At 50.0% G+C, this 14,088-nt stretch carries 13 protein-coding genes; 9 read left to right on the forward strand and 4 right to left on the reverse strand.

The genetic code is table 11. From position 1 onward, the window contains the following. The first annotated feature begins 274 nt into the window (after window positions 1–274). The 5 genes from rplI (at window position 275) to Q0986_RS11160 (ending at window position 6,048) form a co-directional block, all read left to right on the forward strand. Window positions 275–733 carry a 50S ribosomal protein L9 gene (rplI, locus tag Q0986_RS11140; protein ID WP_299409953.1) on the forward strand — a complete coding sequence of 153 codons (459 nt, stop codon included), beginning with the start codon at window positions 275–277 and terminating at the stop codon, window positions 731–733. A 66-nt stretch (window positions 734–799) separates the two neighbouring features. Further along, window positions 800–2,161 carry a replicative DNA helicase gene (dnaB, locus tag Q0986_RS11145; RefSeq protein WP_299409956.1) on the forward strand — a complete coding sequence of 454 codons (1,362 nt, stop codon included), beginning with the start codon at window positions 800–802 and terminating at the stop codon, window positions 2,159–2,161. 591 nt (window positions 2,162–2,752) lie between these two features. Then, entirely contained in the window at window positions 2,753–4,189 is a 1,437-nt protein-coding gene (locus Q0986_RS11150) for a circularly permuted type 2 ATP-grasp protein (protein WP_299409959.1), read from the forward strand. A 1-nt stretch (window position 4,190) separates the two neighbouring features. Further along, window positions 4,191–5,174, forward strand: a complete 984-nt coding sequence (locus Q0986_RS11155; RefSeq protein ID WP_299409961.1) for an alpha-E domain-containing protein — start codon at window positions 4,191–4,193, stop codon at window positions 5,172–5,174. A gap of 4 nt (window positions 5,175–5,178) precedes the next feature. Continuing rightward, on the forward strand, window positions 5,179–6,048 hold the full coding sequence (locus Q0986_RS11160; RefSeq protein WP_299409964.1) for a transglutaminase family protein: 870 nt from the start codon (window positions 5,179–5,181) through the stop codon (window positions 6,046–6,048). Here Q0986_RS11160 and Q0986_RS11165 read toward each other — a convergent pair whose 3' ends face one another. From Q0986_RS11165 to Q0986_RS11175, 3 genes are read right to left on the reverse strand one after another with little or no spacing between them, the layout of a single operon-like run. Next, window positions 6,049–6,834: a peptidase gene (locus Q0986_RS11165; protein ID WP_299409966.1), complete on the reverse strand. Its 786-nt coding sequence runs from the start codon at window positions 6,832–6,834 to the stop codon at window positions 6,049–6,051. Window positions 6,835–6,865: 31 nt separating this feature from the next. Beyond that, complete coding sequence (locus Q0986_RS11170; RefSeq protein WP_299409969.1) at window positions 6,866–7,663, reverse strand: DUF2993 domain-containing protein; 798 nt, start codon at window positions 7,661–7,663, stop codon at window positions 6,866–6,868. A 14-nt stretch (window positions 7,664–7,677) separates the two neighbouring features. Further along, window positions 7,678–8,856 (reverse strand): M20 family metallopeptidase, encoded by a 1,179-nt coding sequence (locus tag Q0986_RS11175; RefSeq protein WP_299409972.1) that lies wholly within the window; start codon window positions 8,854–8,856, stop codon window positions 7,678–7,680. 245 nt (window positions 8,857–9,101) lie between these two features. Here Q0986_RS11175 and Q0986_RS11180 point away from each other — a divergent pair, with 245 nt between their 5' ends. From Q0986_RS11180 to Q0986_RS11195, 4 genes are all read left to right on the forward strand, one after another. Next, entirely contained in the window at window positions 9,102–9,449 is a 348-nt protein-coding gene (locus Q0986_RS11180) for a hypothetical protein (protein ID WP_299409975.1), read from the forward strand. A gap of 317 nt (window positions 9,450–9,766) precedes the next feature. Continuing rightward, a complete protein-coding gene (locus Q0986_RS11185) occupies window positions 9,767–11,944 on the forward strand; it encodes a tetratricopeptide repeat protein (RefSeq protein WP_299409978.1) in 2,178 nt (725 codons plus the stop codon). A gap of 68 nt (window positions 11,945–12,012) precedes the next feature. After that, window positions 12,013–12,288: a glutaredoxin family protein gene (locus Q0986_RS11190; RefSeq protein WP_299409981.1), complete on the forward strand. Its 276-nt coding sequence runs from the start codon at window positions 12,013–12,015 to the stop codon at window positions 12,286–12,288. A gap of 28 nt (window positions 12,289–12,316) precedes the next feature. Next, window positions 12,317–13,807 carry a UDP-N-acetylmuramoyl-L-alanyl-D-glutamate--2,6-diaminopimelate ligase gene (locus Q0986_RS11195; RefSeq protein ID WP_299409984.1) on the forward strand — a complete coding sequence of 497 codons (1,491 nt, stop codon included), beginning with the start codon at window positions 12,317–12,319 and terminating at the stop codon, window positions 13,805–13,807. A 72-nt stretch (window positions 13,808–13,879) separates the two neighbouring features. Here the strand turns inward: Q0986_RS11195 and Q0986_RS22960 are convergent, their stop codons facing one another. After that, window positions 13,880–13,957: a hypothetical protein gene (locus tag Q0986_RS22960; protein ID WP_366918569.1), complete on the reverse strand. Its 78-nt coding sequence runs from the start codon at window positions 13,955–13,957 to the stop codon at window positions 13,880–13,882. Window positions 13,958–14,088 lie beyond the last annotated feature (131 nt).

The following is a 14,088-nucleotide window of genomic DNA, read 5'->3' on the forward strand; positions in this document are numbered from 1 at the left end:
GGCCGGGCTGGATTTGAACCAGCGTAGGCGTAGCCAGCGGATTTACAGTCCGCCCCCATTAACCACTCGGGCACCGACCCCTACTTTGTCAACAGTTCAGAATTCTAACACATCTGAATTGCGCCAACGCAACCCGTTTTTGAAATTGTTGCCTATTGACGCTACAGACCCACAACTTTACAGGTGCTTGAAAATAGACGTTGCCAAAGCCCCTCTAAGTTAGGTATGATCAAGTGCTTTCACTGAAATTTTATGTATCGACGCACTTAGGGCTATGGGAAAACGCGTTCAGCTCGTTTTAAACGAAGATGTCAGAAAACTGGGTTATTCTGGAGACCTAGTTGAAGTTGCGCCTGGATATGCCCGCAACTATTTAATTCCAAAAGGAATCGCTTATCGAGCCACTCCTGGCGTGCTTAAGCAGATTGAGCATCGCAAAGCCGAAGAACTCAAGCGTCTAGAAGGCATTAAGGACGAGGCTGCGAAACAAAAAGTCGCCCTCCAAACCATTGGCACCTTCCGCATTGAACAAAAGGCAGGCGAAGAAGAGATGCTGTTTGGTCGAGTTACTTCTCCTGACGTTGCCGAACTGATCGCCAACATTAGCGGGTTTGAAATTGACAAACGAGGGATTGACATCCCCGATATTCGCAAGCTGGGAACCTACTCTGTGGATATTAAACTCCACCCAGAGGTCATTGCTACTGTCAAAGTGGAAGTGGTTCCTGAATAAGTGCTCGGGTGCTAGCAACTCCCAAGAAAGATAAACTTCTCACTCAAGGGACTGATACGTATACCTATGGTTTACGAGCTAGACTTTCAACCCGCTAGCGATCGCTTACCCCCACAAAATGTTGAAGCCGAGGAGTCTATCCTTGGGGGAATTTTGCTGGACCCCGAAGCCATTGGCCGGGTTGCCGATCTACTGCGGCCAGAGACCTTTTATCTCAGTGCGCATCAAGAAATTTACCGGGCAGCGCTAAACCTTCACGCTCAGGGCAGCCCCACTGATTTAATGTGCGTCACGGCATGGTTACAAGATCATGATCTGCTAGATAAAGTGGGTGGTCAAGGCAAACTTGCTCAATTGGTGGATCGTACGGTCAGTGCGATCAATATTGACCAGTACGCGGCCCTCATCAAAGATAAGTTTCTGCGGCGACAGTTGATTAAAGGGGCAACAGAGGTGATGCAGCTGGCCTATGACACCTCTAAAACCTTAGAAATAGTGCTGGATGAAGCGGAACAGCAAATTTTTAACGTCACCCAAGATCGGGTTCGGCAAGGACTCGTTGCCACTGAAGACATTTTGGCCAGTACCTTTGCTGATCTAGAGCAGCGATCTTTAGGGCAGGTTCTACCCGGATTATCCTGCAACTTCTACGACTTGGATGCCATGACCCAAGGCTTTCAGCGGTCGGATTTAATTATTGTGGCCGGTCGTCCGGCAATGGGTAAGACAGCGTTAGCCCTACAAATTGCCCGGCAAATTTGTGAAATCCATAACCTGGGCGTTGCCATCTTTAGTTTGGAGATGTCCAAAGAGCAGCTCGTCCAGCGGATGTTAGCTGGAGAAGCGGGGATTGACAGTAACTACCTGCGGGCTGGACGCATTAATCAGACCCAGTGGGAACCGCTGAGCCGGGCCATTGGTAAGCTTTCGCAGCTCTCGATTTATATTGATGATGCCCCTAATCCCAGTATTACCGAGTTGCGATCCAATGCTCGGCGGTTGCAGTCCGAACATCCTGAAGGCTTGGGCATGATTCTTTTAGACTATCTCCAGCTGATGGGCGGAGGCGATGCAACGGATGGCCGGGTGCAGGAAATTTCTAAAATTACCCGTGCCTTAAAGGGACTGGCTCGAGAACTGAATGTGCCGGTAGTGGCCCTCTCTCAGCTCAGCCGGGGTGTAGAATCGCGTACCAATAAACGACCGTTGATGTCGGATTTGCGGGAATCAGGCTCCATTGAGCAGGATGCGGACTTAATTATGTTGCTGTATCGGGATGACTACTACAATCCCGACAGTCCAGAGCGCGGTATCTGCGAACTGAATATTGCTAAACACCGGAATGGCCCAGTGGGTACAGTCAAGCTGCTGTTTGAACCGAAGTTAACCCGCTTTTTTAATCTGGCGAAACCAGAAGGAATGGGTTAATCCTATACCTAAGACACTTCATTAGATCCCGATGTATACTTCGAGTAGACGGGTAGGTTAAGGGATGGAGTATGAGTAATTTAATGGATCGATCTGCGCCCGATAAGCCTGGGCCAACGGATGTTACAACCGTGCGCTTAAGGGTTGAGGATCTGGAGTGGCTGAGAACTTTGCCGAATGGTATCAGTTATCACGTTAGGCAGGCTATCAAACTATATCGAGATAACAGTTGCCTCAATGAGGACGGTGGAAGCGATGAGAAATGAACATTCAGGGGAATTTAATGACACGCTGAACTCTAGCCATGCTTCAGAATCGCAAGCTCACCTCCCCAAAATAAAGGATGGCACTACAATGACTGGAATTGGCGGATATCTCGCAGGCACAAAATCCACATAACACCAGGCTGTTTGCACTTGCTTGCATCATTCAGGCATCGTCTTTCAGACTAGCACTCTAGGTCTTGGCCAATGGGGAGTTTGTCCCCACTCAATTGATACATTTCAGTGTTCAAGTATCGGAACATACAGTTTCGGGTGATCAAGTTGCCAGTAAGATACCCTCAAGCCTTTGCGCGTCAGTGGGGTAGCTGTGCGATTTGATACCTATGATCCTGAACATTTTTATGATGAGCTTTTCCAAAGTTCACAAACCCCTCGTCCCCAAGGACAAGTTCTGATAGACAAAATCCACCGTTTACCGGATGGAGAGCTATTACAACGTCAAAGAGCTGCGCAAGAAGCGTTGTGCAAGCTGGGAGCGACCTTCAACGTTTATGGTGAAACGGAAGGGACAGAGCGGGTTTTCCCTTTTGATGTAATTCCGAGGGTCATTTCGGCCCAAGATTGGAATTTTTTAGAGCAGGGTCTTAAACAGCGTATCCATGCGCTCAATTCATTTATTGATGATATTTACAACGACCAGAAGATTCTGAAGGACAAGATTATTCCCAGGGAGTTGATCCTGTCGGCCAAAGGGTATTTGTTGCCTTGCATCGGTCTAAAACCTGCAAAAGGAGTCTGGTGCCATATTACAGGCACTGACTTGGTGCGTGACAGCAAGGGCCAATGGTACGTACTGGAAGATAACTTGCGCTGTCCCTCTGGGATTTCCTATGTGCTTGAAAATCGGCAGGTGATGAAAAGTACCTTCCCTCAGATTTTTAAGGAAATTCCGATTCAGCCCGTGGATGAGTATCCGAGTCGCTTATTGGCCACTTTAATTCACTTAGCACCCAATACAATTAGTCGCCCGACAGTCGTAGTCCTCACCCCTGGTATTTATAACTCTGCTTACTTTGAACATTCCTATCTGGCTCAACAGATGGGAATTGAATTGGTCGAAGGCCGCGATTTGGTGGTGGTGGATGGCTATCTGCAAATGCAGACAACCAAGGGATTACAGCAGGTTGATGTTATTTACCGCCGCCTGGATGATGATTTTATGGACCCTACGGTCTTTCGGTCTGACTCTCAATTGGGAATCCCTGGATTGATGGAGGTCTATCGGGCGGGACGAGTTGCGATCGCAAATGCCCCCGGTACAGGTATCGCTGACGATAAAGTCATCTATGCCTACGTTCCCGACATGATCAAATACTATTTGGATGAAGATCCCATTTTGGCCAATGTCCCCACCTATCTATGTTGGGAAGACCAACAGCTCCAGCATGTTCTTGCCAATCTCGATCAGCTCGTTGTTAAATCTGCGAACGAGTCTGGGGGGTATGGCATGTTAATTGGTACCCAATCCACTGAGGCCGAACGCCAGGAATTTGCCCAGCGTATTCAAGCAAATCCTCGCAACTATATTGCGCAACCCACCCTTTGCCTCTCCCGCGTCCCGACCATATTGGGAGAGGAATTTTCCGGGTGCCATGTTGATTTGCGCCCCTATATCCTCTACGGTCAGGACATCTATGTCCATCCGGGAGGCTTAACCAGAGTCGCCTTAAAGAAAGGATCCTTAGTGGTCAATTCATCTCAAGGTGGGGGGAGTAAAGATACATGGGTATTGTGCCAGGAATAAAATGCTAAGTCGTGTTGCGGATTCTATCTATTGGCTCAATCGCTACATTGAACGAGCCGAAAATGTTGCTCGTTTCCTAGAGGTCAATCTCAACTTAATTTTGGATCTGCCCACGCGCGTACAGCAGCAGTGGCAGCCCCTCGTGGCGACCACCGGAGATAAGGATTTCTTTGATCAGCACTATGGGGAAGCCAACGCTGAAAATGTGATTCAGTTCCTCACCTTTGATCCTCAGTATCCCAATTCCTTGATGTCCTGCTTACAGAAGGCGAGGGAAAATGCCCGATCGGTACGCGAAGTGATCTCCACCGAAATGTGGCAGCATATCAATGCTTTTTATTGGCTAGTTGCCAATACAGCCAAAGATCTCGCCTTAGCCGATTTGAATCAATTTCTGGAAGATGTGAGGCAGGCTAGTCATCTGTTTGCCGGGATTATGGACGCGACCATTTCCCATAACGAGGGCTGGCATTTTGGCCAAATGGGGCGTTTATTAGAACGCGCAGACAAAACCTCTCGCATCCTTGATGTCAAATATTTTATGCTCCTACCTTCCCTGAAACATGTGGGAATGCCGATCGATGAATTAGGCTGGATTGCCCTCTTAAAATCCACCAGTGCCTATGAAATGTATCGGAAACGCAGCAATCGGCATTTGATTACGCCTGCAGAGGTGGCCGATTTTCTGATTCTTGATCCAGACTTTCCCCGTTCGATTCGATTTTGTGCGGCTCAAGTAGAACGCTCGTTGCATTTAGTTTCCGGGAGTCCTTTAGGATCATGGTGTAACCCGGCAGAGCGCTCCATTGGCCGTTTGCGGTCAGAATTAGAATTTTTAACGGTTGAAGAAATCATTGAAGGCGGCATGCATCAATTTCTGGATCGGTTGCAACAGCAAATTAATCAAGTGGACCAGGAAATCTTTAAAACCTTTTTAGATCGTCGCCCCATTCACACCCATCTTCAAGTTCAATCCCAGTCTTAGTCTTGTGCACTTCACCATTATCCATAACACCACCTATACCTATCCTCAGGTCGTTGTGCTGGGTCCTCACCTATTGCAGCTGTGTCCCCGCAGTATGGGAGACCAGCAGGTCTCCAAGTTTGAACTGAAGATTGCGCCTGAGCCGATGGGACTCAACCAAGCGTTGGATGCGGAAGGGAATACGGTGATGCACTGCTGGTGGCCAGAGACACCAGTGGACACGCTGCAAGTAACGACAACCTCTGAGGTGATCACGACTTGCACGAATCCCTTTCAGTATTTACTGGAACCTTGGGCAACGCACTTTCCCGTTGATTATCCCAGTTCCCTAAAGGCCAGCCTATATCCCTATCTCTACGCTGATTTAGATGCAGTCGCCACACAGCTTGCCCAACAGATTGCGATAGCGGAAGACAGCAATGTGATCCGCTTCCTGACCCAGCTTAATTTACAGATTAATCAATCTTGCCAATACCAAACCCGAGAAACAGGACAACCTCAACCCCCTTGGCTGACGTGGCAACAAAAGCAGGGAACTTGTCGCGACTTTGTCTGGCTATTTATGGCGGCTTGTCGCGGTATGGGGCTAGCAACCCGCTTTGTCAGTGGTTATGAGGCAGGCGATCCAAGTCAGGCGCAAACCCTTCATGCCTGGGCCGAGGTCTATTTGCCAGGGGCAGGCTGGCGAGGGTACGATCCCACCATGGGGTTAGTCGTGTGCGATCGCCATGTTGCCGTCGTTGCCAGTGCTTGGCCCCAACACACTCAACCGATCTCAGGCAGCCTGCGGGGCGGGATCAGTAGCCCTATCCCTGCCTATACCGTCTCTGTCCATAGCCTCGCATCCAGTGAGTTAGCGGCCAAACAGTCCTAATCAAGGCAAGATATCCGTCATCACCAAATGGTTGTCCTGGTCTTGATCTTCTCCATTTTCCCAAGATAGGTTAGGTAGCTTCCTAAAGGCTTGCCTTAAGGACGTTTCCCAAGATTTGCGTAAGCGCAATAAATAGGGATCTCCGCGCTCCAATTTGAGCCGATAGCCAACTTTCAGAGTATCGGCTTCATACATGGCCATATTGATGGGGGGACCTACAGAAATATTGGACTTCATGGTGGAATCGAGGGAGAGTAGGGCACATTTAGCGGCGGCATCCAGGGATGTCTCGTCATAATTGATGATGCGATCGAGAATCGGTTTCCCATACTTGATTTCACCAATTTGTAAAAAGGGTGAATGGCGCGTAGCCCGTAGGAAATTACCTTGGCTATAGACCATATAGAGTTCGGGCAATTCACCTTTAATCTGTCCCCCCACCAAGAAACTGCAGCTGGCGCTGATGTTGTCTTTTTGTAGCCAATCTTGATGCTGATTAAGGACTTGGCGGGTTTTTTCGCCAAAGTAATGGGCAATATCGTACATGGTGGTCAGTTCGTTAATATTGCCCGGAACAGCGGCTTTGCGATCGCGGCGAATTAAGGTCAGTACGCTTTGGGTCATGGATAAGTTCCCAGCGGTACAGACCAGCAACACTCGCTCTCCGGGGCGAGAGAGATCAAACAGTTTCTGGGCAGTTGAAACATAGTCAACCCCTGCATTGGTGCGGGAATCAGCTGCCATAATCAGCCCGTAACGAGTGATAACGCCCAAACAGTAGGTCATGTTTTGCCTTTCGTGAAGGAAGAGTATGCCTTCAGTCTAGGTCTGATTTCTCCGGTTGGACAGGCATGATTTTAATTTGTCCCTGACACAGAATGGCGGCTTCTGTAATTTGTAAAAGGGTGAGTTGCACATCGGTTCCTAAATCAAACCCAAAGTCATTGAGCTGGGTTAACGAAATGGGCTGATGGGCGGGTGGATAGAACCCCTGGGGGGAATCGAGACGCAATTCGTGGGGATTGACGAGCTTTAGGCCTGTATCCAGTACGATAGCTTGCAGCGACTGGGTTGCAGGATGTTGAACTTGGGCATAGATCTGGAGGCGATTGCGATTCAGTTCCATGCGCAACGCTGATAATTGAATCTTGGGTAAAAGCCCAGGCTGCCAGTCCGGGAAGGGCCAGTCCGACGCTCCGCTCAGCTGTTGTTCAATCAGAGGCACTAACCCCAACTGCATCGCTATTTGGAACAGTTCTGAGTCAGTCGATGCCGCCAAATCGGCTGCGGTCAAGGCGGCATCCAGTTGAATGGGCAGAGGTTCTAGTAATCGAATGGCTTTGCCGCGCAGAACCTGCCGGAGATTGGTATTGATATTTTCGGCAATCACCTGAGCCCGACTGAGGTGAATGCCTTGATAGACGGCCTGAGCTGCCGATAGAAACACCTTGGGTATCGATCCAGAGAGAAGTTCACGATTGCCGCTGTCGATCTGAAGCTGGAGATCATCGATGTGATCGAGTTGCGATCGCAACCACAATTTAATCGCAGGGGTCAACACCCGAGAGATCAGGCGACTCTTCCGCTGGGGGGCAAGTTTTTCCTCTGGCTCCACGTTGATCTCCAGTCTTAAGCCTGCTGCCAATAGTTAAGGGCAGCATGGGCCATCGTCATTACCCCTGTGACAATAGCAGATTCTTGAGCTTCAAATTGAGGGTGATGGAGCGGTGGATTGGTCTGATTGGTTTTGCCCACCCCTAAGCGAAACATAGCGCCCGGCGCATGTTCGAGATAGAGAGAAAAATCTTCCGCACCCAAGGACGGCTCCGTCAGAACGCGCACATTTTGGCTACCACAGACCTCTTGAGCCGCCGTTTCAATCAACTGGGTCAAGCTAGCCGTATTGTGAACTGAAGGTACACCCGCCTGGTAATCGACCTGGTATCGAGCCCCATAGGGTTGGCAGACACTGGCCACAATGTCTTCAATCCATTGGGGAAGCTGAGCCCGCGTCTCTGGATGTAGCGATCGCACCGTTCCCTGCATCTGCACCTGATCGGCAATCACATTCGGGGCTCGTCCGCCCTTCATTTGGCCAATGGTCAATACCACCGGGCGTAAGGGATTTTGGGTGCGGCTAATCGCCTGCTGCAAGGTCGTGATCACCTGGGCCGCGATCCAGATTGCATCCACTGCCTCATGGGGACGGGCGCCATGCCCTGCCTCCCCCATAATCGTAATGTCTAAATTGTCGGCGGCAGCCGTCAGCGCTCCGTACCGCACCGCCACGGAACCCGCAGGAATACTGGGAAAGACATGCACCGATAAAATTGCATCCACCTTTTCCATCGCCCCATCTGCGACCATCCATCCCGCCCCTTGGGCAACTTCCTCGGCAGGTTGGAACAGAAAGCGCAGTTTACCTGGAATCTGATCCTGCATCCCTGCTAGAACCATGGCAGTGCCCAAACCGATGGTGGTGTGAATATCATGGCCACAGGCATGCATAATGCCGGGCTTACGAGAAGCGAACTCTAGCTGAGTCATTTCCTGGATGGGTAAGGCATCCATATCTGTACGAATGGCGAGCTGTCGGGCATCATCTCCTTCCCCTTGCAATTCTCCAATCACGCCTGTTTTGCCGACGCCTTCACGCACATGCAAACCGTAGGAAGAGAGGATGCCAGCCACGTAAGCAGAGGTTTGATATTCTTGACCACTTAACTCTGGGTAACTATGCAGATGACGCCGAATCTCAATCAGTCGAGGAGAGAGCGTTTCCGCCAGCTGTTTGATTCGACTCAACATGCAAACCCTTTGATTTCGATATCCATACTTTATGCTAGCGGTTGATACTGATGCCTGGAGATAATGGTCAACGCTGTGATCAATCTTGCGGTATGCCTGACCCGATCTTGCTGTTTTCAAAAGTGCTCGATTTGGGCAATCTAAGGAAAGTAGTTTGATCGCATTCTGAAGGCTAATGTGGGTCTATTCTAGGGTCCCGTTCAACTGCCCCGATCAACAACCTTTCGCTTACCCCCACCCTTGTTATGACTTCGAATCACACGCCAGAAGAAGATTTACAACGCCGGGAACAAGAACTGAAAGAACGAGAAATGAGCGTCCGGTTACGAGAACTGGAAGCAGAAGTCTATGGCAAGTCTGAGGCTGATCGCACAACAGCCCGTGAAGTCGAAGTGGTGACAGACGTTCCCCCCACTAAATCTTCGTTTAAGCGAGGCTTGCGCAAAATTGTCAATATCGGCAAGTTCCTAGCCCTTATGATTATGGTGGTTGTCGCGATTCAAATTGCAGGTAGGTTAGCAATGATCATTATGATCGGAGCGATCGCATACGTTGCCTATGAGCTATTTCTCAAAGACGATCGCACCCACTAATCGCGATAAACAGCTTCATGACACCCTTTAACACTTGCAGGGCGCTTTAATTATTCTCACTTGGTAGAATTAAAAGTAGACTATTCTAATTAACAAGCAATATTCTGAGAACGCTGCATCATCATAGGATGCTGGGGGGGCTAGAGCACTACTGGGCCTGAAAATATCGCAATATTGATAACTGCATCACTTTTTATTCATTTTTTATCGACCGTAACCTCAATTCTCAAGTGACTGCTTTTTTCAGGAGACTTCGCCAACGACTATCCAACAGCCCATTACCTGCTGAACAGAGTTCTGTGGTTGAGGGTGGCTCCTTGGCGAAAATATACCAAGACAACCTGATTAATGCCGATGCCCTGATCAATCGGGCCAATAAACGAGCTACCAACGGCGATTTGGAAGGGGCACTGGACGACTTTAATGAAGCGATTGCTCAAAATCCAGCCAAAGCCACCGCCTACTTTAATCGGGGTTTTCTATACAACGCCTTGGGAAAGTTTGAAGCTGCCATTCATGATTTTGCAGAAGCGATCGCACGCTTACCGGAGTATGATGAGGCCTATTTTCAGCGAGGCAATAGTTATCGTCAGTTAGGCGAGTTTCGGCGGGCCATTCAGGATTACAGTCAGGCGATTCGCATCAATCCTTACTGTATTAAGGCTTATTACAAACGGGCAGATAGCCGCTCTAAATTAGGGGACTATCCGGGTGCTCTGACCGATTACAGTCAAGTCATTCTCCGGGTGCCTAAAGATGCTAATGCCTATTGTCAGCGGGGAATTTTTCTCAGTCAAAGTGGTGAGTTAGAAAAGGCGATTGAGGACTTTTCAACGGCGATTGAACAGAATCCTCGACTAGCAGATGCCTACTTCCATCGCGGCTATTGTCTGGCTCAATTAGGAGAAGCCGAGAAGGCCTCTGAAGATTTTAGCGAAGCGTTACTGCATGACCCCAATCATCAAGCGGCCTACACTCGCGCCTATACGCTGGGAATGCTGAAAGCTGCTCCGCCCCCGCCTCTGCAATCGACGCCTGTGCTGCCCTCTGCCTCTTTGTCAAAGGATATGTCGGAGGACAGTATATCTATCTCAGCTCAGCCCATTGAAGTAGAGTTGGCCGATGTTGAAGATGACTGGGCAGAAGCACACTCAGAAACCGTTTCCCTGGAACCCACCTCTGTAGACGGATTGTTCGAGCGGGCCAACAACCGCAGCCAGCGGGGCGATCTGGAGGGTGCGATCGCAGATTACTCCAAAATTATTGACCATGATCCGCAAAATAGCCGAGCCTATTTCCAACGCAGTCAACGCCTGGAGGCCCTTGGGGAATCTCAAGCGGCCATGGCAGACCTCAATCAGGCCACGTACTGGGCACGGGTCCATTCCTTAAGCCTAATCCGCGATTTTAGTGGGGAGCTGTCCACCACCTTAGACACTTTAAAGCAGGATCTAGACCATCTGTCTTATGCATCTCCAACAGAGGTGGATCAGACACCGCCAGCCTCTTCCCCCAACCGTAATCACACCACTGATCAGGCGAAGCGGTCGACCCTTGATATCCCTAGCGAGCGTCCCGCCAGTCAGCCAAGCATACGTTCTAACGCCAATCTTAATTCTGAATCGGAGTCAAAACCGACTGGACTGAATCGCTCCAACTCAGAGGCTGTGCCTCCATCGCAGGCCGCATCTGTTTCACAAACCTTAGATCGTGCGATCGCAGAATATACCCGTGCAATTGAGCGCAACCCCTTAAACATTGAGGCTTTTTTTAAGCGCGGTCAAAGTCGAGCGTTAGCAGGCGATTTACAGGGAGCTATCGCCGACTATTCCCACACCATTCGACTCGATCCACATAACGGAGAAGCCTATTTAAAACGAGCCCGCTGTCTATCAGCTCTCGGGGATGAAGCAGCGGCCCAGGCCGATTTAAATCATGCGATTCGTTGCAAACCCATCAATGTCCCCCATCGCCCCCACCCCTCCTCGAACAAGACACCCGCTCAACCCGCTCAACAGCCTCCCGTACAACCGAATCATTCTGCCGCTGCTAGATTACCCCTAGCTTCCACCGCCCAGAATGAACCGTTGCAACCCTCCCCAGACCCAAACCGTTGCACTCACGAAGGCAATAGTCCCGGCAATCAGTTTTGCATCCATTGTGGCGAGCCTCTCAATACCCTCTCTCGCTATGATCGTGATGAGTCTACCCCTGCAATGAATGACTTTCGCCCACCCCAGGTGAGGCCCGCAGATAGTAATCATCAGCAACGCCTCCAAACAGCGGAAAGCCATTATGACGAGGGGGTGGCTTTATTTCAACAAGGGGATCGCCAGGGCAGTTTGCAAGCGTTATCCGCTGGGCTCAAAATTTTCTTGGAGCAGCGAGAAATGCAGCGTTACCAACAAACGCTGAACTTAATGCAAGATGTTGCCCATGCCCTCAATGATATAGAGGTAGAGGACGGAGAGGTGGATGAAAATCCGCTCCTCTGAGGGACAACATCTAAGCTAAAATCCAGAAGCTTCCTCATGGGAGGTTGTCTGTTATCTCAGTTGCAATCATGGTCCCTTTGATTTTGTATAGTAAACCTGGATGTCATCTCTGTGAGGGCTTACAAGAAAAACTAGCGCAAATTCAAGATCCCCCCATTGAGTTAGAAATTCGCGACATTACCAGTCGTGAAGACTGGTTTCAGGCGTATCAATATGAGATCCCGGTTCTCTTGAAGCGTGAGGTCCATCCCTCAACGGCCCAGGTGATGGAAACCCCCATTCCACGACCCGCGCCTCGGTTATCAGTTGAGCAATTACAGCGCTTTCTGCAAAAGTATCTTTAGTGTTTTTATCAACATCAACGGATTGGGCATGGTCAAATTACGGACGTTATTAGCTGAATTATCTGCAAACCTATGGGTAACAGCACCCGCTGACCATCCCGCCCTAGAGACCGATATTACCGGATTAACCACCAACTCTCAGGCCATCCAACCTGGATATCTGTTTATTGGCATGCCTGGCACTCGCGTGGATGGCGGCAGCTTCTGGGAAAGTGCCATAGACACAGGTGCTGTTGCCGCTCTGGTCTCCGAGCAAGTGGATTTGACGGACCTCGGTTCTCACTGTGTAATTGCACTCAAAGATATGCCGCAAGCCTGTGCTGAGGTGGCCGCCGCCTACTATGGCCATCCCAGCCAGAAACTCAAACTGGTGGGCATGACCGGGACGAATGGTAAAACCACCACCACCCATCTGATTGAGTATTTATTAACGGCGGCGCAATCTCCGACTGCCTTATTTGGAACCCTGTATGCGCGCTGGCCAGGGCATCAAATGACAGCAACGCACACCACCCCCTTTGCCGTAGACTTACAGCAACAGCTGGCAGCGGCGGCAGCTAACTGCGAGTTTGGCGTCATGGAGGTCAGTTCTCATGCGCTGGCCCAAAAACGAGTGTTGGGCTGCCAATTTGCCGTAGCCGTTTTCTCGAATCTGACTCAAGATCACCTGGACTACCACCAGGATATGGAAGATTACTTTGCAGCGAAAGCGTTACTGTTTTCCCCTGAGTATTTACAAGGGCGAGCGGTGATCAATATTGATGATGCTTACGGTCAGCGACTGGCTAAACTGTTGGGGCCTGATCGCTGTTGGACCTACAGTATCGAAGGACCTGCCGATCTCCATACCAGTGACTTGTGTTACGAAACCGCAGGCGTCAAAGGGAAGCTGCATACGCCTAAAGGCAGCGTTGACTTTTTCTCGCCGCTCGTGGGCCAATTTAATGTCTCCAATCTGTTAGCGGCGGTGGGTGCAGTTCTGGAGTTGGGCCTCAGCTTAGAGCAAATTGTGCCTGCCTTAGCTCAATTCCCTGGCGTTCCGGGCCGTATGCAGCAAATTACCCATTCTCCTGACCAGGATATTAGTGTGATTGTCGATTATGCCCATACACCAGATAGTCTGGAGAATTTATTGAGAGCGGCTCGTCCATTTGTCACAGGCCAAATGGCCTGTGTCTTTGGCTGTGGGGGCGATCGCGATCGCACTAAGAGACCGCTGATGGGTGAAATTGCAGCTCGCCTAGCGGATCAAGCCATTGTGACGTCGGATAATCCCCGGACCGAAGACCCCCAACAGATTTTGCAGGATGTGTTAGCAGGGATTCCTGCCGAGATACAACCCATCGTAGAAGTGGATCGGCGAGTGGCAATCCAAACTGCGATCGCACAAGCAAAACCCGGCGATACCATCCTGATTGCAGGCAAAGGCCACGAGGATTACCAAATTCTGGGTACCGAAAAAATCCACTTTGATGATCGGGAAGAAGCGCTAGCGGCCCTATCTCAGCGCTATGGCTAGCAACAGCCGCAACACGGAGCCCCCTAATGCTGAGGTTATTGAGTTGTTAGGCAACAATAGAGTCTAAAAACGTTATACAGACTGAACTCGCAACTGTTGACAGGGAATGCAATCACACTGAATTGCGGTTGCTTGCTCACTCGAATGGATCTCTAAATGAGCTGATTCAGGAGCATTAAATAAACGTGAGTTCGACGCTAAACAATCGCGGCAGGGAGGGCCTTTAGCTCCTCAGGCGTCAGATCCAGAGCAGGCTTCATCGGGTGATACGAATAGGCAAT

It is taken from the genome of Acaryochloris sp. IP29b_bin.148 (assembly GCF_028285565.1).
Classification (GTDB): Bacteria; Cyanobacteriota; Cyanobacteriia; order Thermosynechococcales; family Thermosynechococcaceae; genus Acaryochloris.

What these genes read in the sequence shown, in the direction of transcription:
- Q0986_RS11180 (WP_299409975.1), top strand. Translation starts at nt 9,102, where the DNA reads ATGACTTCGAATCACACGCCAGAAGAAGATTTACAACGCCGGGAACAA.
- Q0986_RS11190 (WP_299409981.1), top strand. Translation starts at nt 12,013, where the DNA reads ATGGTCCCTTTGATTTTGTATAGTAAACCTGGATGTCATCTCTGTGAG.
- Q0986_RS11195 (WP_299409984.1), top strand. Translation starts at nt 12,317, where the DNA reads ATGGTCAAATTACGGACGTTATTAGCTGAATTATCTGCAAACCTATGG.
- Q0986_RS11165 (WP_299409966.1), bottom strand. Translation starts at nt 6,834, where the DNA reads ATGACCTACTGTTTGGGCGTTATCACTCGTTACGGGCTGATTATGGCA.
- Q0986_RS11155 (WP_299409961.1), top strand. Translation starts at nt 4,191, where the DNA reads ATGCTAAGTCGTGTTGCGGATTCTATCTATTGGCTCAATCGCTACATT.
- rplI (WP_299409953.1), top strand. Translation starts at nt 275, where the DNA reads ATGGGAAAACGCGTTCAGCTCGTTTTAAACGAAGATGTCAGAAAACTG.
- dnaB (WP_299409956.1), top strand. Translation starts at nt 800, where the DNA reads ATGGTTTACGAGCTAGACTTTCAACCCGCTAGCGATCGCTTACCCCCA.
- Q0986_RS11175 (WP_299409972.1), bottom strand. Translation starts at nt 8,856, where the DNA reads ATGTTGAGTCGAATCAAACAGCTGGCGGAAACGCTCTCTCCTCGACTG.